Raw genomic sequence first — 21,970 nt, 5'->3', positions numbered from 1 at the left:
CATGCTCTGTTTCGCAGCATCCGTCATGCGGGTATGATCCGGAGCCTCGAATTCCCGGCCAAGATAGTGGAAGTCAGCCCCCGATGCAAAACACCAAGCTCCTGCTTTCCAGTTTCAGCCTGACGGCATTCTTGGCAGTTGCCGGCTGTTCCTTCCCTGGCGTTTACAAGATCGACATCCAGCAGGGCAATGTCGTGACGCAGGACATGATAGATCAGTTGCGTCCCGGAATGACCCGGCGCCAGGTGCGGTTTATCATGGGCAACCCCATGATTACCGATACCTTCCACCCCAATCGCTGGGACTATCTGTACAGCATCCAGCCCGGCGGCGGCGAGCGACGCCAGGAACGTGTCAGCCTGGAATTCGACGCTCAGGATCGCCTGACCACCATTTCCGGCGACTTCCGCCCCGGCCAAAGCCGGGACGAAGCCATCCTGGGCAGCAGCCCGCGCAATTAAGGCCGTTCGGCCTTCGCCTGCGCCGCCTTCGCGGCGCGCTGCTTGCGCACTTCCTTGGGGTCGGCGATCAGCGGGCGGTAGATTTCCACACGCTCTCCCTCCTCCACGGCCCGCTCCTCCGGCTTGGCGACGGCCTTGCCGAAGATGCCCAGCGGACAGGTGTGCAGATCCAGCTCCGGGAAGAACACTTCCATGCCGGAGCGCAGGGCCACGTCGCGCACCGTGGTGCCGACCGGCACGCTCAGGCGCAGCAGCTTCTGGCGCTCGGCCAGTGCATAGACGACCTCGACGGCAATCTGATTCGACTTATCCATGGAGTTGCTTGGCCCTTTGGCAGAAGGCATCGACCAGCGTGTTGGCCGCCTGGTTGAACAGTGGCCCCAGCGTGGCTTTGATCAACGGCCCGTCATAGTCGAAGGCCAGATCCAGACTGATCTTGCAGGCCTTGTCGGTCAGCGCCTTGAAGTGCCAGACACCGTGCAGCTGCTTGAACGGCCCCTGTTCCAGATCCATGACGATGGACTCGCCGGGCGTGAGCTGATTGCGCGTGATGAAGCGCTGGCTGACGCCGCCCTTGGCCACCGTCAGGCTGGCGCGCATCTGACCGGCGTCGCTCTCCAGCACTTCGCTGGCCGAACACCAGGGCAGGAACTGCGGATAGCTCGCAACATCGTTGACCAGATCGTACAGCGCCTGCGCCGGATACGGCAGCAGCGCCGAGCGTTGAATATGCGTCGTCATGCAGAGCCTTCATTGCGGACCGGCACCCGGAGGGTGCGCGTAACAGACCGCATTGTCGGGGATTCGTTTTGCCCCCTCAAGTTCTATGCGCCCGGTCACACGCAGGAGCACGCCTGAAAAGCTGCGTGGACAGTCGCCAGCGCAGCCGCCAGTCCCTATAATGCGCGCCCTATGGCTAAGCAAAAGAAACAACAGCAGGGCAGCATCGCGCAGAACAAAAAGGCGCTGCACGATTATTTCATCGAACAGAAGTTCGAGGCCGGCCTGGCCCTGGCCGGTTGGGAAGTTAAAAGCCTGCGTGCCGGCAAGGCCCAGCTGGTCGACAGCTACATCCTGCTCAAGGATGGCGAGGCCTGGCTGATGGGTTGCCACATCACGCCACTGAAGACCGCCAGCACCCACGTGATCGCCGATCCGACGCGCACGCGCAAGCTGCTGCTGCATGCGCGCGAGCTGGAGAAGATCACCGGCGGCGTCCAGCAGAAGGGCTACACCTGCGTCGCCCTGTCGCTGTACTGGAAGCAGCACCTGGTCAAGTGCGAGATCGCCCTGGCCAAGGGCAAGAAGGAATACGACAAGCGCCACACCGAGAAGGAACGTGACGCCGATCGTGATATCCAACGCGCCATGCGCAGCAAGGGCAAGGACGCCTGATCCACTCCCGCCTCAGGTAAGCAGGGTCCGCTCCCGGTGCCTGCGCTGCGCACGTGCCAGCCGCTGCGCCTCTTCCCGCCCCTCCGCCAGGACTTCCTGCACATAGTCGATGTGCCGGTGAATCACCTCGCGCGCCTGCTCGGCCTGGCGCGCCATGATCCTTTCATAAAGCTCGCGGTGCTGGCTCATCAGCATCTGGCGGGTCTCGTCGCGCAACGCATACATGCCGCCGATGTTGGTCACCACGTTGCGCTTGAGCAGATCGAACAGCCCGCGCATGGTGTGCAGCAGCACTGCATTGTGGCTGGCTTCGGCAATTGCCAGATGGAACCCGGCATCGGCGGCGCCCTCCTCGGTACGGCAGACAACATCACGGTCATAGCACGCCTGCAGCGTTTCGAAGGCCTCCGTCAGCCGCTGGCGATCCACCTCAGTGGCCCGCTGAGCCGCGTAATAGGCGCAGCTGCCCTCCAGGGTATGGCGGAACTCCAGCAGATCGCGCTGGGCATCCTCGTTGTTCTCCAGCAGCTGCAGCAGCGGGTCGCTGAAGGTGCTGCCCAGGGTCTGCGCCACATAGTTGCCGCCGCCGTGCCGACTGGTCAGCAAACCCTTGGCGACCAGCTTCTGGATCGCCTCGCGCAATGAAGGCCGGGACACGCCGAACTGCTCCGCCAGCGCCCGCTCCGCCGGTAGCCGCTCCCCGACCTTGAAGGTTCCCTCGAGGATCATCGCCTCCAGCTGGGCCACGATGTCGTCCGCCAGCCGACGCTGGCGCACCTTGTTTAGCTCCACACTTGCTCTCCGCAAAATTGGCCTGACCACTTTTCGTCGGATCAAAGCCTAACCATTCGCAAAGGTCCCCAGCAAGGGCCCTTTCTACGACCTACGTCTATCTGCACAGGATTGACGCGGCAAACCGTCACTGCGTAGCCTGACCACTCGCAACGCGTAATTGGTATTACCAATTTACAAAAACAATAACGAGGACTCTGCTATGCATCAGCACACCGCTTCCATGCCTGCGGCCCTGCGCCTGCACCTCGCGCGAGGAGCCTGACCATGTCGAACGGATTGCTCGCCCTGTGCGCCTTCTCGCCCATCCTGCTCGCCGCCATCCTGCTGATCGGCCTGCGCTGGCCCGCACGCCGCGCCATGCCAGTGGTGTTCCTGCTCACCGCAGGCATCGCGCTGTTCGTCTGGGACATGAGCTTCAACCGCGTGCTGGCCTCCACCCTGCAGGGCCTGGTGATCACCGCCGGTGTGCTGTGGATCATTTTCGGCGCCATCCTGCTGCTCAACGCCCTCAAGCATTCCGGCGGCATCACCGCGATCCGCGCGGGTTTCGCCACCATCAGCCCTGACCGCCGCATCCAGGCCATCATCATCGCCTGGCTGTTCGGCTGCTTCATCGAAGGCGCCTCCGGCTTCGGCACTCCGGCCGCGATTGCCGCTCCGCTGCTGGTGGCCATCGGGTTCCCGGCGCTGGCCGCCGTCATGCTCGGCATGATGGTGCAGAGCACACCGGTGTCCTTCGGCGCGGTCGGCACGCCGATCATCATCGGCATCAACGGCGGCCTGGACACCGCCACCATCGGCGCCCAGCTGGTCGCCCAGCAATCCAGCTGGGACGCCTTCCTGCAGCTGATCACCAATGAAGTGGCGATCCTGCACGCGCTGACCGGCACCCTGATGCCGGTGATCATGGTGCTGATGCTGACACGTTTCTTCGGCAAGGAAAAAAGCTGGAAAGCCGGCTTCGAGGCGCTGCCGTTCGCGCTGTTCGCCGGCCTGGCCTTCACTGTGCCCTACGCCCTCACCGGCATTTTCCTCGGCCCGGAATTTCCCTCGCTGCTCGGCGGGCTGATCGGCCTGGCCATTGTCACCTTCGCCGCGCGCCGGGGCTTTCTGGTACCGAAGAAGACCTGGGACTTCGCCGACGCCCGCGAGTGGCCCAGCGAGTGGCTCGGCAGCGTGGAGATGAAGCTTGACGAGCTGACCGCCAAACCGATGAGCACCCTGCGCGCCTGGCTGCCCTACGTGCTGGTCGGCGCCCTGCTGGTGCTCAGCCGCACCGTGCCGGAAGTCGGCGCCTTCATGAAATCCGTGGTGCTGCTGTTCCCCAACCTGCTCGGCGAAACCGGCGTGAACGCCGACTTCATGCCGCTGTATCTGCCCGGCGGCATCCTGGTGCTGGTGGTGCTGGCCACCTTCTTCCTGCACGGCATGAAGGTCCGCGAGCTGGGCGCGGCCCTGGGCGAATCCAGCAAGGTGCTGCTCGGCGCCGGCTTCGTGCTGCTGTTCACCGTGCCGATGGTGCGCATCCTGATCAACTCCGGCGTCAACGGCGCCGAGCTGGCCAGCATGCCGATCACCATGGCGCGCTTCGTGGCCGACAGCGTGGGCGGCATCTACCCGCTGCTGGCGCCGACTGTCGGCGCGCTGGGCGCCTTCATCGCCGGCTCCAACACGGTGAGCAACATGATGCTCAGCCAGTTCCAGTTCGGCGTCGCCACCAGCCTGGGCGTTTCCAGTGCGATGATCGTCGCCGCCCAGGCAGTCGGCGCCGCCGCGGGTAACATGGTGGCGATCCACAACGTGGTGGCCGCCTCCGCCACGGTGGGCCTGCTGGGTCGCGAGGGCACCACCCTGCGCCGTACCATCTGGCCGACCCTGTACTACCTGCTGATCTCGGGCCTGCTGACCCTGATCGCGATCTACGTGCTGGGCATCACCGACCCGCTGGTCGGCGTGTAAGGCATAACCGGACCTGTTCCGCCCCAAGCGGACAGGTCCCCCGCAACACTCAACCGGGCCAAGCCGATGAGCGACCTCTTCTACGACGCAGCCCCCAACGCCACCCGCGTGGCGCCGCCGCTGCCCACTCCGCGCCAGTATCCGGCCAAGCCGCAGCAGGTGTACCTGTTCGGCACCTGCGTGGTCGACCTGTTCTTCCCCGAGGCCGGCCTGGACGCCATCCGCCTGCTCGAACGCGAAGGCCTGCGTGTGCACTTCCCCCAGGAGCAGACCTGCTGCGGCCAGCCGGCCTACACCAGCGGCTACACCGAGGAAGCGCGCAAGGTGGCGCGCGCACAACTGGCGCTGTTCGCCAACGACTGGCCGGTGGTAGTGCCGTCCGGCTCCTGCGCCGGCATGTTGCGCCATCACTACCCGGAACTGTTCAAGGACGAGCCCGAGACCCTGGCGCAGGTGAAGGCGCTGGCCGAACGCACCTTCGAGCTGGCCGAATTCCTCCTGCATGTCTGCCAGGTCGAGCTGCAGGACCAGGGCGAACCGGTCCAGGTCGCCCTGCACACCTCCTGTTCGGCGCGCCGCGAGATGAACACCCACCTGCACGGCCGCGCCCTGCTCGCCCAGCTGCAGCGGGTCGAGCGCGTCGAGCACGACCATGAAAGCGAATGCTGCGGCTTCGGCGGCACCTTCAGCGTGCGCATGCCGGACATCTCCGGCGCCATGGTGCGCGACAAGACCCGCGCCCTGCAGGACTCCGGCGCCGCGCAAGTGATCAGCGCCGACTGCGGCTGTCTGATGAACATCAACGGCTCGCTGGAACTGCAGGACAGCCCGCTGCGCGGCCAGCACCTGGCCAGTTTCCTCTGGCAGCGCACCGGAGGCCGTCCATGAGCCAGCGCATCCCCGTCGTCGAACTGAGCAGCCGTGACCTGAAGCGCAACGCCCGCCAGGCGCTGGGCGACAGCCAGCTGCGCGGCAACATGCGCTCGGCCATGGACTCGCTGATGGCCAAGCGCCTGGCCTCGATGCCCGACGAGTACGAGCGCGAGCACCTGCGCGAGATGGGCAACCATGTGCGCGCCCGCGCGCTGTCCAAGCTGCCCGAGCTGCTGGAGCGCCTGGAAGCCAACCTGACGCGCAACGGCGTGAAGGTGCACTGGGCCGAGACCGTGGACGAGGCCAACACCATCGTCCTGGCGATCGCCCAGGCCCACCAGGCCCGGCAGGTGATCAAGGGCAAGTCGATGGTCAGCGAGGAAATGGAGATGAACCATTTCCTCGAAGGCCACGGCATCGAGGCCCTCGAGTCCGACATGGGCGAGTACATCATCCAGCTCGACCACGAGAAGCCCACCCACATCATCATGCCGGCGATCCACAAGAACGCCCGCCAGGTGGGCTCGCTGTTTCGCGACACTCTCGGCATCGACTACACCGAAGACGTCGACACGCTGATCCAGACCGGCCGCCGCGTGCTGCGCGAGAAGTTCTTCGCGGCCGACATCGGCGTCTCCGGGGTCAACTTCGCGGTGGCGGAAACCGGCACCCTGCTGCTGGTGGAAAACGAAGGCAACGGCCGGATGTCTACCGGCGTGCCGCCCGTGCACATCGCCGTTACCGGCATCGAGAAGGTGGTGGAAAACCTGCGCGACGTGGTGCCGCTGCTCTCGCTGCTGACCCGCTCGGCCCTCGGCCAGGGCATCACCACCTACGTCAACATGATTTCCGGGCCGCGCCGCGCCGACGAACTGGACGGCCCGCAGGAAGTACACCTGGTGCTGCTGGACAACGGCCGCAGCCAGGCCTTCGCCGACGGCGAGCTGCGCCAGACGCTGAACTGCATCCGCTGCGGCGCCTGCATGAATCACTGCCCGGTGTACACGCGCATCGGCGGACAGGCGTACGGCACTGTCTATCCGGGACCGATCGGCAAGATCATCTCGCCGCACCTGATGGGCCTGGAAAACACCCCGGACCACCCCTCCGCGTCGTCGCTGTGCGGCGCCTGCGGCGAGGTCTGCCCGGTGAAGATTCCGATCCCCGCGCTGCTGCGCCGCCTGCGTGAGGAGAACATCAAGAAGCCCGACGACCCGCACCGCGTCATGCGTGGCCAGGGCAGCAAGTACTCGGCGACCGAACGCCTGGTCTGGCAGGGCTGGCGACTGCTCAACACCTCTCCGCTGCTCTATCGGCTGTTCGGTTTCTTCGCCACCCGCTTGCGCAGCCTGACGCCGAACATCGGCCCCTGGGCGCAGAACCACGCCGCCCCGAAACCGGCGGCCCGTTCGCTGCACGAACTGGCGAAACAGCACCTGGAGGGCAAGTGACATGTCTGCCAAAGCCAACATCCTCGCCAAGCTGCGCAACAGCCTGGCCGGCACCCAGCCGCTGGTCGACGATTTCGACGAGGCCCTGGTGTCCGAGCCCTGGCGCTACGCGCCGGAGCAGCGCGTGCCGCGACTGCGCCAGCTGATGGAGGCGGTGCACACCGAAACGCACCTGACCACCCTGGCCGACTGGCCGGCGCTGCTGGAACGGCTGCTGACCGAGAAACAGCTGGGCAGCCTGCTGATCGCCCCGAGCACGCCGTGGGGCGCGCAGCTTGCCGAGCACTTCGCCGGCCGCAGCGATGCGCCGCACCTGAAAGCCTATGACCGCCCCGTCGAGGAATGGAAAGCCGAGCTGTTCAACGACACCCCGGCCAGCCTGACCGGCACCCTGGGCGCCATCGCCGCCACCGGCAGCCTGATCCTCTGGCCGACCCGCGAAGAACCGCGGCTGATGAGCCTGGTGCCGCCGGTGCACTTCGCCATCCTCAAGGCCAGCGAGGTGTACGACAACTTCTACGAGGTGCAGCAGCAACAACAGTGGGCCGGCGGCATGCCGACCAACGCCCTGCTGGTCTCCGGCCCCTCGAAGACCGCCGACATCGAGCAGGTGCTGGCCTACGGCGCCCACGGCCCGAAGGATCTGATCGTGCTGATCCTGGAGGACGCATGAGCCTGCCCGCCGCCTTTCGCCAGGCCGTCGAGGCGCTGATTCCCCGCGAGCGGCTGTTCGACGACCCGCTGTCCACCCTGGCCTTCGGCACCGACGCCAGCTTCTACCGGCTGATCCCCAAGCTGGTGGTGCGCGTCGAATCCGAAGCCGAAGTGATCGAACTGCTCAGGCTGGCCACGGCCGAGCAGGTGCCGGTGACCTTCCGCGCCGCCGGCACCAGCCTGTCCGGCCAGGCGATTTCCGACTCGGTGCTTATCGTGCTGGGCGAGCGCTGGAACGGTCGCGAGATTCGCAACGGCGGGGCGCAGATCCGCCTGCAGCCCGGCGTGATCGGCGCCAGCGCCAACGCCGTGCTGGCCCCGCTGGGCCGCAAGATCGGCCCCGATCCGGCCTCCATCAACGCGGCGAAGATTGGCGGCATCGTTGCCAACAACTCCAGCGGTATGTGCTGCGGCACCGCCCAGAACAGCTACAAGACCCTCGCCGGCCTGCGCCTGGTGCTGGCCGATGGCACCCTGCTGGACACGGAGGACCCGGCCAGCGTCGCCGCCTTCCGGCACAGCCACGCGGCGCTGCTCGAACAGTTGGCCCGACTGGGCAGGGAAACGCGCGCCAACAGCGCGCTGGCCGAGCGCATCCGCCACAAGTACCGGCTGAAGAACACCACCGGCTACTCGCTCAACGCCCTGGTCGACTACGACGACCCGCTCGACATCCTCGCCCACCTGATGGTCGGCTCGGAGGGCACGCTGGGCTTCATCAGCGCGGTGACCTACCACACCGTGCCCGAACACCCGCACAAGGCCAGCGCGCTGATCATTTTCCCGGACGTGGAAAGCTGCTGCCGCGCCGTGCCGGTGCTGCGCCAGCAGCCGGTCTCCGCGGTGGAACTGCTCGACCGCCGCAGCCTGCGCTCGGTGCAGGACAAGCCCGGCATGCCGGACTGGGTGAAGGCGCTGTCCGCCGGCGCCTGCGCGCTGCTGATCGAATCGCGCGCCGCCAGCCAGCCGCTGCTGCACGAGCAGATCGCACACATCATGGCCGCCCTCGACGGCTTCCCGGTGGAACGCCAGGTCGCCTTCAGCGAGGATCCGGCGGTCTACAACCAGCTGTGGAAGATCCGCAAGGACACCTTCCCGGCGGTCGGTGCGGTGCGCCGCACCGGCACCACGGTGATCATCGAGGACGTCACTTTCCCGGTCGAACAGCTGGCCGAGGGCGTCAACCGCCTGCTCGAGCTGTTCGACCGTCACCATTACGACGAGGCGATCATCTTCGGCCATGCCCTGGAGGGCAACCTGCACTTCGTGTTCACCCAGGGCTTCGACAGCGAGGCGGAAAAGGCCCGCTACGCGGCCTTCATGGAGGACGTGACGCAGCTGGTGGCGGTGGAATTCGGCGGGGCGCTGAAGGCCGAGCACGGCACCGGGCGCAACATGGCGCCGTTCGTCGAGCTGGAATGGGGGCGCGACGCCTACCAGCTGATGTGGGCCATCAAGCGCCTGCTCGACCCGCGCGGCATCCTCAACCCCGACGTGGTGCTCAGCGAAGATCCGCAGATCCACCTGAAGCACCTCAAGCCGCTGCCGGCCGCCGACGAGATCGTCGACAAGTGCATCGAATGCGGCTTCTGCGAACCGGTGTGCCCGTCCAACGGGCTGACCCTGACCCCGCGCCAGCGCATCGTCATCTGGCGCGACATCCAGGCTAGGAAGCGCGCCGGCGTCGACACCACGGAACTGGAGCGCGCCTACCGCTACCACGGCATCGACACCTGCGCCGCCACCGGGCTGTGCGCGCAGCGCTGCCCGGTCGGCATCAACACCGGCGATCTGGTGCGCAAGCTGCGCGCCGCCACGGCGGACCATCGCGGCACAGCCGACTGGCTGGCCGAACATTTCGCCGCTGCCCTCAAGGGCACGCGGCTGACCCTGGCCGCCGCCAACGGCGCGCGCCGCCTGCTCGGCGCGCCGCTGCTGGCGCGCACCAGCGCCGGGTTGCGCACGCTGTCCGGCAACCGCCTGCCCGCGTGGACGCCGGCCATGCCGCAGCCGGTCAAGCCGATCGCCATCACGCCCGCCAGCGACGACAGTCGGCCGCGCGTGGTGTACCTGGCGGCCTGCGTGTCGCGAGCCATGGGCCCGGCGTTCGGCGACGCCGAGCAGACCCCGCTGATCGAGCGCACCCGCGCCCTGCTGGAGAAGGCCGGCTTCCAGGTGGTGTTCCCCGAGGCGCTGGACAGCCTGTGCTGCGGCCAGCCGTTCGCCTCCAAGGGCTATGCCGACCAGGGCGAGCGCAAGAAGCGGGAAACCCTGGATGCGCTGCTCAAGGCCAGTCGCGGCGGCCTCGACCCGATCTACTGCGACACCAGCCCCTGCACGCTGCGCCTGGTGCAGGACCTGGCCGACACCCGGCTGAACATCCACGACCCGGTGCGCTTCATCCGCGAGCAGCTGTTCGAGCGCCTGGAGTTCGTGCCGCAGCGCGAGCCGGTGGCCGTGCACGTGACCTGCAGCACCCAGCACCTGGGCGAGGCGCAGGGGCTGATCGACATCGTGCGGCGCTGCACCGAGCAGGTGGTCATCCCGGAAGGCATCCATTGCTGCGGCTTCGCCGGCGACAAGGGCTTCAACCAGCCGGAACTCAACGCCCACGCCCTGCGTACGCTGCAGGACGCCGTGCAGCAGTGCCAGGAAGGGATCTCCACCAGCCGCACCTGCGAGATCGGCCTGTCCAGCCATTCGGGCATCGACTACCACGGTCTGGTCTATCTGGTCGACCGGGTCACTCGGTCCAAAGCCTGCTGAAGCGCGTCCGGCCAGGGAAGGCCGGGCGGCGACCCTTGCGATTGTCCTCCCGGCGGAACCCCTGGCCGTCCGACGCGTCAACCCTTGCGGACCCCACACGCGAGGAACCTCCATGAAAAGTCCCGCTCTGTTCATCTCCGCCGCCCTGCTGTTCGCGCCCGCCGCCTTCGCCGCCGACAACCAATGCGAAGCCCGCCTCGACCAGTTGGACGAGGCCATGGACCAGCGCGAGCTGACCGATGCCGAGGAAGACCAGATCGACAAGCTGCGTGACGAGGCCGAGGAGTACAAGGATGCCGACCGCATGTCGGAATGCCTCAGCACAGTCGACCAGGCCATGCAGATGCTCAACAGCGCCCCCATGAAGGAATGAACCCGGATCGGCCTGGCGTAGGGAGTCGCCGTCGTGGCCGATCCGTCCGGAGATATCCATGAAACCGACCCTTTTGCTACTGGCTACGTGTCTGGTCGCGGCGCCCGCCTTCGCGGACGCGGACCGCTGCAACGAGAACCTGCAGAAACTCGAGACAGAGACCGGCAACCCCACCGAGCACACGTCGGCCAATGAAGCGAAAATGTTCATCGAACAGGCGCGCGAGGCCCAGGCGCGTGGCGATACCAACGCCTGCGTGACCGCCAGCGAACGCGCGCTGAAGACTCTCGACCAATCCTATCGACAAGGAAACGGCTCAGGGTCGGGTCCGGGAGCAGGCTCAGGCAACGCTAATTGAACGGCTGCCCCTTGAAAGCCGCCTGACCGTCTCCATCTAGGTGTCAGGACGGTTGAAGGCTCCCAGCCTTAAGCCGACAAGAGGTTCGACGCAGCGATGCAATTGACGTACACTGCGCCGGACCTTTCTAGCGACACCTGGGGCCGATTAGGATTCGACGCCGGTAATGAAACTTGAGGGGCATGCCGAGTAGGTGACAGTTCTCGTAAATTCGCTGCCACAATTCATAGTTGCCAACGACGACAACTACGCTCTGGCCGCCTAAGGGCGCCAGCAGACCCTAGGGGATGCCTGTAAACCCGAAGATTAGGTCTGTCAGATAGAACAGGATCGCCGCCAAGCTCGCTGCAGGTGTAACGGCTAAAACTTATGCAGCTCGCTCCAAGCACCCTGCCACTCGGGCGGCGCGGAGTTAACTCAATAGAGATGGCTAAGCATGTAGAACCGATAGCGGAGTCCTGGCGGACGGGGGTTCAAATCCCCCCGGCTCCACCAAATCAAGCAAGCTAAGCCCCTGATTCCTAGAGAATTTCAGGGGCTTTTCTTTTGCACATCCTAAAGTGTCGAAGAAGCGTCGAGCCGTCGACTGCAACACCGCCCCGCCAATCCCGGGAACTCCCCACTCGCACCGGCTTCGTAACCCTGCAGGATGCGTTCTCGTTCCAGGCGCCGGGAGGCCTAACAGCAGGGGGTCGGTCATGCTTGCAAGTCATCATCTCAGCGCGACGGGTGACGAGGCGGATCGCGTCCGACGCGCCACATCGCCTGCGGTCAACGACGAGATCGATCGCCGGACCCAGCAGAACATTCGCCACTTCAGCGGCCTGGACCGCCAGGACATCCTGCGGCGCATCGACGCGCTGGAGCGGGAATGGGATATCGAGCGCGTCCTGGAGGTCAATGCCTCGACCCTCGCGCTGACCGGCCTGGTGCTGGGGCTCACCGTGAACCGCAGATGGTTCATGCTGCCCGGCGTGGTGCTGCCCTTCCTGCTGCAGCATGGCCTGCAGGGCTGGTGTCCGCCGCTGCCGATCCTGCGCCGCCTGGGCGTGCGCACCCGGGGCGAGATCGACCGGGAGAAATTCGCCCTGCTGGAAACTGTGCGGGGCAACCGCAATGCTCCGTGACGTTCAGCGCTGCGACGCAAACATCGGCGACTGCGCAAACGCCTCCACCAGGTAGTCGATCATTACCCGCACCTTGGCCGGCGGGCGGCGATCCGGCGGATACAGCACATGGATGCCGCCCAGGGTGCAGGTGGGCTGGTCCAGCGTCACTTCCAGCAGCTCACCCCGCTCGAGGGCATCGGTGACGATGAACAGCGGCTGGTAGATCAGCCCCTGGCCGCCGATGGCCGCCGCCGTCAGCGCGTCGCCATTGTTGGCGGTCAGGTCGCCGGTGACCGGCACCCGCACGCCGCCATCGTGGCCGAACGCCCATTCCTTGCCGCCCGCCCAGGACGACAGGCTGTAGCCCAGGCAGTTGTGCTGCACGAGTTCGGCCACGCGCCGAGGGATGCCACGTTGCTCCAGATAAGCCGGAGCGGCACACACGCACATCGGACAATCACCCAGCTTGCGCGCTTGCATCTGGCTATCGGCCAGGTGGCCGATGCGAATGATCAGATCCCAGCCCCCCTCGAGCATGTCGACCTGGCTGTCGGTCAGTCCCAGCTCGATGCGCACGGCGGGATGGCGGCGACTGAAGGCGGGCAGCAATGGCGCGATGAAACGGCTGCCGAACGACAGCGGCGCGTTGAGGCGCAACAGGCCGCGCGCCTCTATGCGCTGCGAGGCGGCCACGGCCTCGGCCTCGTCGATCTCCGGCAGGATTCGCTGGCAGGCCTCCAGGTAGTCGCTGCCCGCTTCGGTGAGGCTCAAGCGACGCGTGGTGCGGTGCAGCAGCTTGACGCCCAGGCGCGACTCCAGCGCATCGATGTGCTTGGTGGCCATGGCGGCGGACATGTCCAGCTGGCGCGCCGCCGCTGACAGACTGCCGGCGGCAACCGCCCGCACGAATACCCGCATTCCGGTGACCCGATCCAGCATGACTTCCAACCCTTGGTTAAAGGTGAACCCCCAGATCGGCCGATTATCACTTCTTCGACAGCAAGAGATACTGCCTACAGAATTATTTACCGGAGCACGCCCATGGCCACCGCCGCACCCCTTCGCCAACCGACGCTGTTTATCCCCCATGGCGCTGGCCCCTGCTTCTTCATGGACTGGAACCCGCCGACCGCATGGAACCGCATGGCCGACTACCTGCGCAGCGTGGCCGACACGCTACCCGAGCGGCCGCGCGCCATCGTCATGGTCTCGGCGCACTGGCTGGAGCCGGCGTTCAGCGTGACAGGTACGCCCCGCCCCGAGCTGATCTACGACTATTACGGTTTTCCGCCGCACACTTACGAGCTGCGTTACCCCGCGCCCGGCGAACCGGCGCTGGCCGAACGGGTGGCCACGCTGCTCAATCAGGGCGGCCAGCCCGCCCGGGTGGATCCGCAACGCGGCTTCGACCATGGCATGTTCATTCCGCTGAAGCTGATGTTCCCGGATGCGGACATCCCGGTCATCCAGCTGTCCCTGCGCCATGACCTGGACCCGCAGGCCCACCTGGACGCCGGCCGCGCGCTGGCGCCACTGCGCGACCAAGGCGTGCTGATCATCGGCAGCGGCATGAGCTTTCACAATATGCGCGCCTATGGCGACGCCCGTTTCGGAGCGCCGTCCGAACAGTTCGACCGCTGGCTGACGGAAACCGTGGAAGCCGAGCCCGCCGAGCGCTACCAGCGCCTGGTCGACTGGGCGCAGGCACCCGCCGCGCGGCTGTGCCATCCGCCGCGCGCCGAGGAACATCTGATCCCCTTGCTGGTGGCGGCGGGTGCCGCGGACAACGACCCCGGCAGGCGCGCCTTCACCGATCGGGTGCTTGACGTCACCCTTTCCGCATTCCACTTCGGCTGAGGGTCTTTAACAATGCCGGAATCCAGCACCCAGATCGCCACGGACAATCCACAGCGCCTGATCACCCGCCTGAGCAACCACTGGGCGCACAAGTTCCCCGTCACGCGCGGGGAAGGACGCAGCGAAATATCGCTGAGCCTTGGCCTGTGCCAGCTCGAGGCGCACGGAACCACACTGCGGGTGCGACTGAAAGGCGAGGAAGACGCGCTACGGCAACTCGAGACGGTGGTGGCCAGTCATTTGCAACGCATGGCAGCCGAACCGCTGCCCGAGTTCATCTGGAACCCGAGTCACCCCGATTCGACAAGGAGCAACCCATGAACGACTCAGCCCACCGCTATGGCAGCGTGAGCCGCATCCTGCACTGGGGCATGGCCCTGCTGCTGACCCTGCAATTCCTCAAGCTGGGGGACCGCATCGACGAAGGCGAGCACTGGATCGGCCAGACCCTGGTGCCCACTCATGTGAGCATTGGCGTCTTGCTGCTGGTACTGGTGCTGCTGCGCCTGACCTGGGCGGTGGCGCAGCGGGGTCGGCGACCGCAGCCGGCGGGGCCGCTGGGCGGGCTGGCACGCATCGGCCACGGCTTGCTGTATCTGTGCATGCTGGCGATGCCGCTGCTTGGCCTGGCCGTGATGCTCGGCAACGGTTACGGCCTGAAGGTGTTCGGCGTGCAACTGGTGGCCCGCGGCGGCGAGGAAATTCCCTGGCTGGCCGGCCTGGGCAGCCTGCACTCGCCGCTGGCCTGGTTGTTCCTGTTGCTGGTCCTCGGCCACGTTGCCGCGGCGCTGTTTCACCATTTCGTGGTGAAGGACGACACCCTGCGGCGCATGGCGGGTTGAAGTCGGAGCGGGCATTGCGCCCGCTCCCTGCCCCTCAGCCCAGCGCATCTTCGATGGCCTGCACGAGCAGCGGATCATCCGGCGCGGTGCGCGGCGCGAAGCGGGCCAGCACGCGACCATCCGGACCGACCAGGAACTTCTCGAAGTTCCAGGTGATGTCGCCGGGAAACTCCGCGCCCTCGCCGGCCAGCAAGCGGTACAGCGGATGGCGGCCCGGCCCGTTGACTTCGAGCTTGCGGCTCATGGGAAAGCTCACCCCATAGTGCTTCTCGCAGAAGCGTGCGATCTGCGCCTCGCTGCAGGGCTCCTGGGCACCGAACTGGTTGCAGGGCACGCCCAGCACGCTGAAGCCGCGCGTGGCGTAGCTGCGCTGCAGCTTCTCCAGCCCGGCGTACTGCGGGGTCAGCCCGCACTCCGAAGCGACGTTCACGATCAACAGCACCTTGCCCTCGTAGGGTTTGAGGGGTAGCTCCTCGCCCGTGAGGCTCGTCAAGGTAAGGTCGTGCAGGGCACTCATGGAAAAACAACTCCTTTCTCGCACGCAAATAAAAAAGGCGCCCCGCTGGGCGCCTTCTTGAGCAGTCCAGCCCGGGCTGCAATCAGTGGTGGTGACCACCTTCGCCATGGATGTGGCCATGGGCGATTTCTTCGGGGCTGGCTTCACGCACCTGCACGACCTTGACGTCGAAGCTCAGGCGCTGACCGGCCAGCGGGTGGTTGCCGTCGACGGTCACGTCGTTGCCTTCGATGTCGCGGATGGTCACGACCTGCATGCCGCCATCCGGCGCGGAGGCGTGGAACTGCATGCCGACTTCCAGCTCGTCGACGCCTTCGAACATGGCGCGGTCCAGCACGGCGACCAGTTCGGCGCTGTATTCGCCGTAGGCGTCTTCCGGTTCGATGGTGACGGTCAGCTGATCGCCAGCCTGCTTGCCTTCCAGTGCCTTCTCCAGGCCGACAATGATGTTGCCGCAGCCGTGCAGGTAGACCAGCGGCGCGCCGCCAGCGGAGCTGTCGATCACCTCGCCGGCATCGTTGGTGAGGGTATAGTCGATGGAGACAGCCTTGTTGGCGGCGATCTGCATGGGGAAGACCTTTTGGTAGAGAGTTTGGAACGCGGAAGTTTACCCGCGCGGGCGGTCGAAAGCGAACCATGTGCGGACAGGCGGGTCGCGCCAGCGCTGCTCGGTTTCCGTCAGGACGATGAAGGCCATTGGGTTGCGCTACTGTCTTGTGGACATACCCAGCACCTGCGTCATTCGCCACCCTGGCAGTCGCGCGCCTGGGTGCTGGATGCCGACAGCCGCGCCCGTCGCATCGGCCAGCCATTCGATTGCGGCTGGTGCCGGCAGGCCGGCCCTGCCGAGAGGGTGCCCGATGAGCGCGCGCAACGTTCTGGTGATCAACTGCGGTAGTTCGTCGCTGAAGTTCTCGCTGCAATGCGAGGCCCATTCCCGGGCTTTGCTCAGCGGGCTAGGCGAGCGGCTGGGCAGCGCCGAGGCCAGCCTGCGCTGGTGGCGCGGCGAAGCCATCCGCCAGCAGCGGGCACTGCCCGGCGCGGACCACGGCGCGCTGCTGCGGCAACTGCTGCCCATGGTCAACGAGGCGTGCGGCGGACGCCTGCACGGCGTCGGCCACCGGGTGGTGCACGGCGGCGAGCAGTTCACCCAGTCCTGCCGCATCGACGCCGAGGTGATCACGGCGATTCGCGCCACGGTGCCGCTGGCGCCGCTGCACAATCCGGCCAACCTGCTGGGCATCGAAACGGCCCTGCAGGTCTATCCCGACCTGCCGCACATCGCCGTATTCGACACCGCCTTCCACCAGAGCCTGCCGGAGCACGCCTTCCGCTATGCCCTGCCCGACCAGCTGTACCGGGAACAGGGCGTGCGCCGCTATGGCTTCCATGGCACCAGTCACCGCTATGTCAGCCGCCGCGCGGCGCAACTGTGCAACCTGGCGGTCGGCGACAGTTGCTGGCTGGTTGCGCACCTGGGCAACGGCAGCTCCACCTGCGCCGTCGTCGATGGCCAGAGCCGCGACACCAGCATGGGCCTGACGCCCCTGGAAGGCGTGGTGATGGGCACCCGCAGCGGCGACGTGGACCCGAACCTGCATGGCCACCTGGCCCGCACCCTGGGCTGGAGCCTGGAGGATGTGGAGCGCCTGCTCAATCATCAGAGCGGCCTGCTTGGCCTCTCGGGGCTGTCCAACGACATGCGCACCCTGGAACAGGCACGCGGCGAGGGGCATCGCGCCGCCACCCTGGCCATCGAGGTGTTCTGCTACCGGCTCGCCAAGTCGCTGGCAGCGATGAGCTGCGCCCTGCCACGCCTGGACGGGCTGGTGTTCACTGGCGGCATCGGCGAGAACTCGGTGCTGGTGCGCGCGCGCACCGTGGCCTGGTTGCCGCTGTTCGGCCTGGCCATCGACCCGCAGGCCAACGCCCTCTGCGTCGGCGGCGTAACCGGCGCCATCCATCGCCCGGGGACACCGCGCATCCTGGTGGTACCCACCAACGAGGAGAAGCAGATCGCGCTGGATACCCTGGCCCTTCTCGATTGACGCACGAACGGCTCTGAACGGCGGTTATCGTGACCATTCGGTCACTCTCGACGCTTGCAGTTGAGTGCACAATCGTTAACCTTGCGGCCAATTTTCCCTGACGAGAATCGGCCAATGCTGAGTTTTCTCCCTGCCACCCTGCGCGGCATCATCGCCAGCCTGATCCTGGCGCTGAACACGCTGTTCTGGTGCTGGCCGCTGTTCGCACTGTCCCTGCTCAAACTGCTGCTGCCGATTCCGGCCGTGCAGCGCGCGCTGCGTTCCGGCATGCACTGGATCGCGGAAACCTGGATGGCCATCAACAGCTTCTGGATGGACCTGGTGGGGCGTACCCGCTGGGACGTTCAGGGCCGCGACCTGGTGGACATGCGCCACTCCTATCTGGTGAGCAGCAACCACCAGAGCTGGGCGGACATCCTGGTGCTGCAGTACCAGTTCAACCGCCGCATGCCGATTCTCAAGTTCTTCCTCAAGCAGGAACTGATCTGGGTGCCGGTGATCGGCCTGTGCTGGTGGGCGCTCGAGTTCCCGTTCATGAAGCGCTACAGCAAGGAATACCTGCGCAAGTATCCGCACAAGCAGGGCCAGGACCTGGCCACCACCCGCAAGGCCTGCGAGCGCTACAAGACCAACCCGGTGTCGGTGTTCAACTTCCTGGAAGGCACCCGCTTCACCCCGGCCAAGCACGACCAGCAGCAGTCGCCGTTCCGCCACCTGCTCAAGCCCAAGGCCGGCGGCATCGCCTTCGTGCTGGACGCCATGGGCGAGCAGCTGGAGTCGATGGTCGACGTGACCATCCACTACCCGGCCGGCCGGCCCACCTTCTGGGACCTGCTGAGCGGCCGCGTGCCGCAGGTGGTCATGCGCGTGCGCAAGCGCGAGATCCCCACCCAGTTCCTCGGCCGCAGCTACGACAGCGACGCCGAGTACCGCCAGGCCTTCCAGCAGTGGGTCAACCAGCTGTGGCAGGAGAAGGACGCGGAGCTGGAACAGCTCAAGCAGCAGTTTCCGGGCTGAGGCAATTCGTGATTCGTAGGGTGGTCAAGGCAAAGCCTTGGCCACCGGATGGCTTGCGCACACCGCACGGCGGCCAGAAAAGCGCTGACCGCCCTACGCCAATGCCGACGCACCGTAGGGTGGACAACGTTTTCCTTGTCCACCGCCGCCCCCGCAGCGAGTCCACAGAACCGCACGACAGCTCCCCCCTACACCACCAGCGCCGCCAACCAGCGGCTCAACCCACCCAGCAACACCACTACTCCCACCGTCATCAACAGCAGGAACAAGGGCCGGAAAGGCTTGCGCTCGACCCGGTGCTGCGGGGCGTTGAGGTACTCGTTGACGCGCTGCTGATCTTCGCTGCTCAGGCGACTCGGCATGGTTCCATCCTCCGACAGGTTCTCCACCGGTATAGCCCAGGATGCTCAGCACCTATAGTGTGTCGACCATTCATTCCACGGAGCATCGCCATGGGCAAATGGATCGGCATCCTTCTGCTGGCCACGCTGGGCACGGTCGTGCGGGCCGCCGACTATCCCAGTGAGCAAGGCATTCTGCAGGTCGATGAAATGATCGGCGGCCTGGAGCATCCCTGGTCGCTGACCTTCCTGCCTGATGACCAGGGCCTGCTGATCACCGAGCGTCCCGGCCGCCTGCGCCGGCTGGACGCCAGCGGTAGGCTTTCGCCACCCATCGACGGCGTGCCGGCCGTGTATGCGCGCGGCCAGGGCGGCCTGCTGGATGTCGCGCTGTCGCCGGATTTCAAACAGGACCGGCTGGTCTACCTCGCCTACGCCGAGGCCGGCGATGGCAAGGCCGGCACGGCCGTCGGGCGCGGACGCCTCAGTGACGATGGCGCGCGGCTGGAGGACTTCCAACGCTTCTTCCAGCAACAGCCAAAGCTCTCCACCGGCATTCATTTCGGCGCGCGCCTGGTGTTCGATCGCGACGGCTACCTGTTCATCGCCCTGGGCGAAAACAATCAGCGCCCCACCGCCCAGGACCTGGACAAGCTGCAGGGCAAGCTGGTGCGTCTGCACGCCGATGGCCGCGTGCCGGCGGACAACCCCTTCGTGAACCGCCCGGGCGCGCGCCCGGAAATCTGGTCCTACGGCCATCGCAATCCGCAGGGCATGGCCCTGGATCCGCGCAGCGGCACGCTGTGGCTGCACGAGCATGGCCCGCGCGGTGGCGACGAGATCAACCTCCCGCGCCCCGGCCGCAACTACGGCTGGCCGCTGGCCACCCACGGCATCAACTACAGCTTCACAGCGATCCCGGAGGCCAAGGGCAAGCAGGTCGAGGGCACCGAGCCGCCACATTACGTCTGGGAAAAGTCCCCGGCGATCAGCGGCATGGCCTTCTACAACCACAGCCGCTTCCCCGCCTGGCGCGACAACCTGTTCATCGGCGCGCTCAAGGGCGAGCTGATCAGGCTGCAACTGGACGGCGAGCGCGTCGTCCACGAGGAACGCCTGCTCGGCCAACTGGGCAAACGCATCCGCGACGTGCGCCAGGGGCCGGATGGCTACCTCTACCTGCTGACCGACGAACCGAACGGCAAACTGTTGCGTGTCGGCCTGAAGCCCCGGGAACAACGGTAGAATGCGCGCCCTGACGTAACGAGGCACACCCCAACATGGCACTGATCGGTCGATTCAATTCACTGCAGGTCACCAAGCACACCGACTTCGGCCTGTACCTGGACGACGGTGCCGGCGACGAAATCCTGCTGCCCAAGCGCTACATCCCCAAGGACGAGCCCAGCGAGGAAGGGGACTGGCTGAACGTCTTCGTGTATCTCGACAGCGAGGACCGCCCCATCGCCACCACGCTCAAGCCCAAGGTGGAAGTCGGCGGTTTCGCCAGCCTCAAGGTGGTGGAGATCAACCGCATCGGCCTGTTCCTCGACTGGGGACTGCCCAAGGACCTGCTGCTGCCGCACTCGGAGGAAAAGCGCCCGCTGCAGGTCGGCGATTACTGCGTGGTGTATGTCTACCTCGACCCGCGCACCCGCCGTATCACCGCCACCGCCCGCCTGGATCGCTACCTCGACCAGACGCCGCCGCGTTACAGCCGTGGCCAGGCGGTCGACCTGCTCGTGGCCGAGAAAACCGACCTGGGCTTCAAGGCCATCATCAACAACAGCCACTGGGGCCTGATCCACAAGAACGAGGTGTTCAAGTTCCTGCGCCCCGGCTCACGGGAGACCGGCTACATCCGCGAGGTGCGCGACGACGGCAAGATCAGCCTGAGCCTGCAGCCGCCGCCGGAACAGGTGCGCGACAGCCTCGGCGAGCAGATTCTCGACCAGCTGCGCGCCAACGGCGGCAGCCTGCCGCTGGGCGACAAGAGCGATCCGCAGCTGATTGCCCAGCGCTTCGGCGTCAGCAAGGGCAACTTCAAGAAGGCCATCGGCGGGCTGTACAAGCAGGGCTTGATCCACATTCACGATGAGCGGATCGAACTGACCTGACGCCTTTTTTCAAGGAAGAACCATGCCCTGGAACCGCCTGCTCTGCCCCCTCGACCGCCTGCCAACCGGCGCCCTGCCTGCGTGGTACGCCCACCTGCAGGACCAGGCAAACGGGCTATCGACCGCCCAGCTGGCCATCCTCGGCGGCCGTCTGGCCGCTACCCCGGGGCTGGCCTTCCTGGCCGGCTACCAGGCGGCGCTGCGCGCGCTCTGGCCAGAAGCACCCGCCAGCCTAGGCGCCTTCTGCGTAACGGAGCGACGCAGCGTGCGTCCGGCGGACATGACTACCCGCTTTCACGAAGGACGACTCAGCGGCTGCAAGGATTTTGTTACCGGCGGCAGCGAAGCCGACTGGTTTCTGGTGGCCGCGCGCAGCGAGCCAGAGTGCGAACCGGTGCGTATCACCCTATGCAGCGTTGCGCGTGACACCGCCGGTGTCGCGCTGGAACACCTGCCGCCACTGCCCATCGCCCCGGATATCCCACACGCCCGCCTGCTGCTCGACGGCGCCGAGGCGCAGGCGTTGCCGGGTGACGGCTGGGATGACTACGCCAAGCCGTTTCGCACCCTTGAGGATGTCCACGTGCTGCTGGCGCTGAGCGCCTGGCTGTATGGCGTTAGCCTGGAATGCCGGTGGCCGCAGGGGTTGCGCCTGAAACTGGCCGGCGTGCTGGCGGCGGGGAGCGAAGTCGCTCGCCTCGATCCGCGTGAAGCCGCGACGCATCTGCTGCTGGGTGGGGTGTTTGCGCAGTTCGAATCCCTGCAGGCCGAACTCGACTTCGCCTTGAATGGCGCCGGTGAATGGGCCGCACTCTGGCGGCGCGACAGAGGGCTGCTGAAGATCGCCGGATCGGCGCGGCAAAAACGTCTGGAACAGGCCGAAGCAGCGGTGATGAACGCCCTGCTCCTGTAGGAGGGGCTTCAGCCGCGACCCGGCGCGCACCAAACCCAAAAGATCGCGAATGAATTCGCTTGTA

The 21,970-nt window shown here is 66.2% G+C and carries 25 protein-coding genes, 1 other RNA gene and 1 pseudogene; 20 read left to right on the top strand and 7 right to left on the bottom strand.

Annotated elements, in window-relative coordinates; genetic code table 11:
• Positions 1-83: 83 nt before the first annotated feature.
• Positions 84-443: pseudogene (locus SF06_RS08830) on the top strand (outer membrane protein assembly factor BamE); the annotation flags it as partial.
• 14 nt (positions 444-457) lie between these two features.
• Here SF06_RS08830 and SF06_RS08825 read toward each other — a convergent pair.
• Together SF06_RS08825 and SF06_RS08820 are read right to left on the bottom strand one after the other, a co-directional pair.
• A complete protein-coding gene (locus SF06_RS08825; RefSeq protein WP_039560870.1) occupies positions 458-775 on the bottom strand; it encodes an RnfH family protein in 318 nt (105 codons plus the stop codon).
• Complete coding sequence (locus tag SF06_RS08820) at positions 768-1,202, bottom strand: type II toxin-antitoxin system RatA family toxin (RefSeq protein WP_027589004.1); 435 nt, start codon at positions 1,200-1,202, stop codon at positions 768-770. Before SF06_RS08820 ends, SF06_RS08825 begins: the two co-directional genes overlap by 8 nt.
• A gap of 171 nt (positions 1,203-1,373) precedes the next feature.
• Here SF06_RS08820 and smpB point away from each other — a divergent pair, with 171 nt between their 5' ends.
• The gene (gene smpB, locus SF06_RS08815; protein ID WP_027589005.1) at positions 1,374-1,856 is read left to right on the top strand and encodes an SsrA-binding protein SmpB; all 483 of its coding nucleotides are present in this window, start codon (positions 1,374-1,376) and stop codon (positions 1,854-1,856) included.
• Positions 1,857-1,868: 12 nt separating this feature from the next.
• On the opposite strand, the gene SF06_RS08810 is transcribed toward smpB, so the two are convergent.
• Positions 1,869-2,648, bottom strand: coding sequence for a GntR family transcriptional regulator (locus SF06_RS08810; protein ID WP_027589006.1), 780 nt, complete (start codon positions 2,646-2,648; stop codon positions 1,869-1,871).
• A gap of 267 nt (positions 2,649-2,915) precedes the next feature.
• Between SF06_RS08810 and SF06_RS08805 the strand changes: the two genes are divergently transcribed.
• The 9 genes from SF06_RS08805 (at position 2,916) to SF06_RS08770 (ending at position 12,272) form a co-directional block, all read left to right on the top strand.
• Positions 2,916-4,610 (top strand): L-lactate permease, encoded by a 1,695-nt coding sequence (locus SF06_RS08805; RefSeq protein ID WP_039560868.1) that lies wholly within the window; start codon positions 2,916-2,918, stop codon positions 4,608-4,610.
• Between the two features lie 66 nt (positions 4,611-4,676).
• Complete coding sequence (locus SF06_RS08800; RefSeq protein ID WP_039560867.1) at positions 4,677-5,498, top strand: (Fe-S)-binding protein; 822 nt, start codon at positions 4,677-4,679, stop codon at positions 5,496-5,498.
• The gene (locus SF06_RS08795; protein WP_039560866.1) at positions 5,495-6,934 is read left to right on the top strand and encodes a LutB/LldF family L-lactate oxidation iron-sulfur protein; all 1,440 of its coding nucleotides are present in this window, start codon (positions 5,495-5,497) and stop codon (positions 6,932-6,934) included. Before SF06_RS08800 ends, SF06_RS08795 begins: the two co-directional genes overlap by 4 nt.
• Position 6,935: 1 nt before the next feature.
• Positions 6,936-7,607: a LutC/YkgG family protein gene (locus SF06_RS08790; RefSeq protein WP_039560865.1), complete on the top strand. Its 672-nt coding sequence runs from the start codon at positions 6,936-6,938 to the stop codon at positions 7,605-7,607.
• Positions 7,604-10,414: an FAD-binding and (Fe-S)-binding domain-containing protein gene (locus SF06_RS08785; protein WP_039560864.1), complete on the top strand. Its 2,811-nt coding sequence runs from the start codon at positions 7,604-7,606 to the stop codon at positions 10,412-10,414. The genes SF06_RS08790 and SF06_RS08785 overlap by 4 nt, the downstream gene beginning before the upstream one ends.
• Before the next feature lie 112 nt (positions 10,415-10,526).
• Positions 10,527-10,787, top strand: coding sequence for a PA2433 domain-containing protein (locus SF06_RS08780; protein WP_027591490.1), 261 nt, complete (start codon positions 10,527-10,529; stop codon positions 10,785-10,787).
• 58 nt (positions 10,788-10,845) lie between these two features.
• A complete protein-coding gene (locus tag SF06_RS08775; protein ID WP_039560863.1) occupies positions 10,846-11,145 on the top strand; it encodes a PA2433 domain-containing protein in 300 nt (99 codons plus the stop codon).
• A 139-nt stretch (positions 11,146-11,284) separates the two neighbouring features.
• Positions 11,285-11,640: a transfer-messenger RNA gene (gene ssrA / locus SF06_RS17820) on the top strand.
• A 203-nt stretch (positions 11,641-11,843) separates the two neighbouring features.
• Positions 11,844-12,272: a hypothetical protein gene (locus SF06_RS08770; RefSeq protein ID WP_027591492.1), complete on the top strand. Its 429-nt coding sequence runs from the start codon at positions 11,844-11,846 to the stop codon at positions 12,270-12,272.
• Between the two features lie 3 nt (positions 12,273-12,275).
• Here SF06_RS08770 and SF06_RS08765 read toward each other — a convergent pair whose 3' ends face one another.
• Positions 12,276-13,193, bottom strand: a complete 918-nt coding sequence (locus tag SF06_RS08765; RefSeq protein WP_039560862.1) for a LysR family transcriptional regulator — start codon at positions 13,191-13,193, stop codon at positions 12,276-12,278.
• Positions 13,194-13,295: 102 nt separating this feature from the next.
• Between SF06_RS08765 and SF06_RS08760 the strand changes: the two genes are divergently transcribed.
• From SF06_RS08760 to SF06_RS08750, 3 genes are read left to right on the top strand one after another with little or no spacing between them, the layout of a single operon-like run.
• A complete protein-coding gene (locus SF06_RS08760) occupies positions 13,296-14,111 on the top strand; it encodes a DODA-type extradiol aromatic ring-opening family dioxygenase (RefSeq protein WP_039560861.1) in 816 nt (271 codons plus the stop codon).
• A 12-nt stretch (positions 14,112-14,123) separates the two neighbouring features.
• On the top strand, positions 14,124-14,432 hold the full coding sequence (locus SF06_RS08755; protein ID WP_065365677.1) for a DUF2218 domain-containing protein: 309 nt from the start codon (positions 14,124-14,126) through the stop codon (positions 14,430-14,432).
• Positions 14,429-14,953, top strand: a complete 525-nt coding sequence (locus SF06_RS08750) for a cytochrome b (protein WP_039560859.1) — start codon at positions 14,429-14,431, stop codon at positions 14,951-14,953. The genes SF06_RS08755 and SF06_RS08750 overlap by 4 nt, the downstream gene beginning before the upstream one ends.
• Before the next feature lie 34 nt (positions 14,954-14,987).
• Here SF06_RS08750 and SF06_RS08745 read toward each other — a convergent pair whose 3' ends face one another.
• Both SF06_RS08745 and SF06_RS08740 read right to left on the bottom strand, forming a co-directional pair.
• On the bottom strand, positions 14,988-15,470 hold the full coding sequence (locus SF06_RS08745) for a glutathione peroxidase (protein ID WP_039560857.1): 483 nt from the start codon (positions 15,468-15,470) through the stop codon (positions 14,988-14,990).
• An 82-nt stretch (positions 15,471-15,552) separates the two neighbouring features.
• Positions 15,553-16,038, bottom strand: coding sequence for an FKBP-type peptidyl-prolyl cis-trans isomerase (locus tag SF06_RS08740; protein WP_027591497.1), 486 nt, complete (start codon positions 16,036-16,038; stop codon positions 15,553-15,555).
• Between SF06_RS08740 and SF06_RS17980 the strand changes: the two genes are divergently transcribed.
• The 3 genes from SF06_RS17980 (at position 15,931) to yihG (ending at position 18,535) form a co-directional block, all read left to right on the top strand.
• Complete coding sequence (locus tag SF06_RS17980; RefSeq protein WP_234702685.1) at positions 15,931-16,368, top strand: DUF3565 domain-containing protein; 438 nt, start codon at positions 15,931-15,933, stop codon at positions 16,366-16,368. The genes SF06_RS08740 and SF06_RS17980 overlap by 108 nt on opposite strands.
• Positions 16,331-17,518 carry an acetate kinase gene (locus SF06_RS08735; protein WP_039560856.1) on the top strand — a complete coding sequence of 396 codons (1,188 nt, stop codon included), beginning with the start codon at positions 16,331-16,333 and terminating at the stop codon, positions 17,516-17,518. The genes SF06_RS17980 and SF06_RS08735 overlap by 38 nt, the downstream gene beginning before the upstream one ends.
• A 114-nt stretch (positions 17,519-17,632) precedes the next feature.
• Positions 17,633-18,535, top strand: a complete 903-nt coding sequence (yihG, locus tag SF06_RS08730) for a 1-acylglycerol-3-phosphate O-acyltransferase, YihG family (RefSeq protein WP_039560855.1) — start codon at positions 17,633-17,635, stop codon at positions 18,533-18,535.
• 188 nt (positions 18,536-18,723) lie between these two features.
• Here yihG and SF06_RS08725 read toward each other — a convergent pair whose 3' ends face one another.
• Positions 18,724-18,897: a DUF3094 family protein gene (locus SF06_RS08725; protein ID WP_037008507.1), complete on the bottom strand. Its 174-nt coding sequence runs from the start codon at positions 18,895-18,897 to the stop codon at positions 18,724-18,726.
• 90 nt (positions 18,898-18,987) lie between these two features.
• Here SF06_RS08725 and SF06_RS08720 point away from each other — a divergent pair, with 90 nt between their 5' ends.
• From SF06_RS08720 to SF06_RS08710, 3 genes are read left to right on the top strand one after another with little or no spacing between them, the layout of a single operon-like run.
• Positions 18,988-20,121: a PQQ-dependent sugar dehydrogenase gene (locus SF06_RS08720; RefSeq protein ID WP_039560853.1), complete on the top strand. Its 1,134-nt coding sequence runs from the start codon at positions 18,988-18,990 to the stop codon at positions 20,119-20,121.
• A gap of 35 nt (positions 20,122-20,156) precedes the next feature.
• Positions 20,157-20,993: a CvfB family protein gene (locus tag SF06_RS08715; RefSeq protein WP_039560850.1), complete on the top strand. Its 837-nt coding sequence runs from the start codon at positions 20,157-20,159 to the stop codon at positions 20,991-20,993.
• A 22-nt stretch (positions 20,994-21,015) separates the two neighbouring features.
• Positions 21,016-21,906 (top strand): acyl-CoA dehydrogenase middle domain-containing protein, encoded by an 891-nt coding sequence (locus tag SF06_RS08710; RefSeq protein ID WP_039560849.1) that lies wholly within the window; start codon positions 21,016-21,018, stop codon positions 21,904-21,906.
• Positions 21,907-21,970: the final 64 nt, after the last annotated feature.

Source organism: Pseudomonas flexibilis (genome assembly GCF_000802425.1).
In the GTDB taxonomy this organism is placed as follows: Bacteria; Pseudomonadota; Gammaproteobacteria; order Pseudomonadales; family Pseudomonadaceae; genus Serpens; species Serpens flexibilis.
This window is presented reverse-complemented; position numbering and strand designations above follow the sequence as displayed.

What these genes read in the sequence shown, in the direction of transcription:
- SF06_RS08825 (WP_039560870.1), bottom strand. Translation starts at nt 775, where the DNA reads ATGGATAAGTCGAATCAGATTGCCGTCGAGGTCGTCTATGCACTGGCC.
- SF06_RS08780 (WP_027591490.1), top strand. Translation starts at nt 10,527, where the DNA reads ATGAAAAGTCCCGCTCTGTTCATCTCCGCCGCCCTGCTGTTCGCGCCC.
- SF06_RS08785 (WP_039560864.1), top strand. Translation starts at nt 7,604, where the DNA reads ATGAGCCTGCCCGCCGCCTTTCGCCAGGCCGTCGAGGCGCTGATTCCC.
- SF06_RS08790 (WP_039560865.1), top strand. Translation starts at nt 6,936, where the DNA reads ATGTCTGCCAAAGCCAACATCCTCGCCAAGCTGCGCAACAGCCTGGCC.
- SF06_RS08710 (WP_039560849.1), top strand. Translation starts at nt 21,016, where the DNA reads ATGCCCTGGAACCGCCTGCTCTGCCCCCTCGACCGCCTGCCAACCGGC.
- SF06_RS08745 (WP_039560857.1), bottom strand. Translation starts at nt 15,470, where the DNA reads ATGAGTGCCCTGCACGACCTTACCTTGACGAGCCTCACGGGCGAGGAG.
- SF06_RS08820 (WP_027589004.1), bottom strand. Translation starts at nt 1,202, where the DNA reads ATGACGACGCATATTCAACGCTCGGCGCTGCTGCCGTATCCGGCGCAG.
- yihG (WP_039560855.1), top strand. Translation starts at nt 17,633, where the DNA reads ATGCTGAGTTTTCTCCCTGCCACCCTGCGCGGCATCATCGCCAGCCTG.
- SF06_RS08805 (WP_039560868.1), top strand. Translation starts at nt 2,916, where the DNA reads ATGTCGAACGGATTGCTCGCCCTGTGCGCCTTCTCGCCCATCCTGCTC.
- SF06_RS08735 (WP_039560856.1), top strand. Translation starts at nt 16,331, where the DNA reads ATGAGCGCGCGCAACGTTCTGGTGATCAACTGCGGTAGTTCGTCGCTG.
- SF06_RS08770 (WP_027591492.1), top strand. Translation starts at nt 11,844, where the DNA reads ATGCTTGCAAGTCATCATCTCAGCGCGACGGGTGACGAGGCGGATCGC.
- SF06_RS08800 (WP_039560867.1), top strand. Translation starts at nt 4,677, where the DNA reads ATGAGCGACCTCTTCTACGACGCAGCCCCCAACGCCACCCGCGTGGCG.
- smpB (WP_027589005.1), top strand. Translation starts at nt 1,374, where the DNA reads ATGGCTAAGCAAAAGAAACAACAGCAGGGCAGCATCGCGCAGAACAAA.
- SF06_RS08725 (WP_037008507.1), bottom strand. Translation starts at nt 18,897, where the DNA reads ATGCCGAGTCGCCTGAGCAGCGAAGATCAGCAGCGCGTCAACGAGTAC.
- SF06_RS08765 (WP_039560862.1), bottom strand. Translation starts at nt 13,193, where the DNA reads ATGCTGGATCGGGTCACCGGAATGCGGGTATTCGTGCGGGCGGTTGCC.
- SF06_RS08740 (WP_027591497.1), bottom strand. Translation starts at nt 16,038, where the DNA reads ATGCAGATCGCCGCCAACAAGGCTGTCTCCATCGACTATACCCTCACC.
- SF06_RS08775 (WP_039560863.1), top strand. Translation starts at nt 10,846, where the DNA reads ATGAAACCGACCCTTTTGCTACTGGCTACGTGTCTGGTCGCGGCGCCC.
- SF06_RS08715 (WP_039560850.1), top strand. Translation starts at nt 20,157, where the DNA reads ATGGCACTGATCGGTCGATTCAATTCACTGCAGGTCACCAAGCACACC.
- SF06_RS08760 (WP_039560861.1), top strand. Translation starts at nt 13,296, where the DNA reads ATGGCCACCGCCGCACCCCTTCGCCAACCGACGCTGTTTATCCCCCAT.
- SF06_RS08720 (WP_039560853.1), top strand. Translation starts at nt 18,988, where the DNA reads ATGGGCAAATGGATCGGCATCCTTCTGCTGGCCACGCTGGGCACGGTC.
- SF06_RS08795 (WP_039560866.1), top strand. Translation starts at nt 5,495, where the DNA reads ATGAGCCAGCGCATCCCCGTCGTCGAACTGAGCAGCCGTGACCTGAAG.
- SF06_RS08750 (WP_039560859.1), top strand. Translation starts at nt 14,429, where the DNA reads ATGAACGACTCAGCCCACCGCTATGGCAGCGTGAGCCGCATCCTGCAC.
- SF06_RS08755 (WP_065365677.1), top strand. Translation starts at nt 14,124, where the DNA reads ATGCCGGAATCCAGCACCCAGATCGCCACGGACAATCCACAGCGCCTG.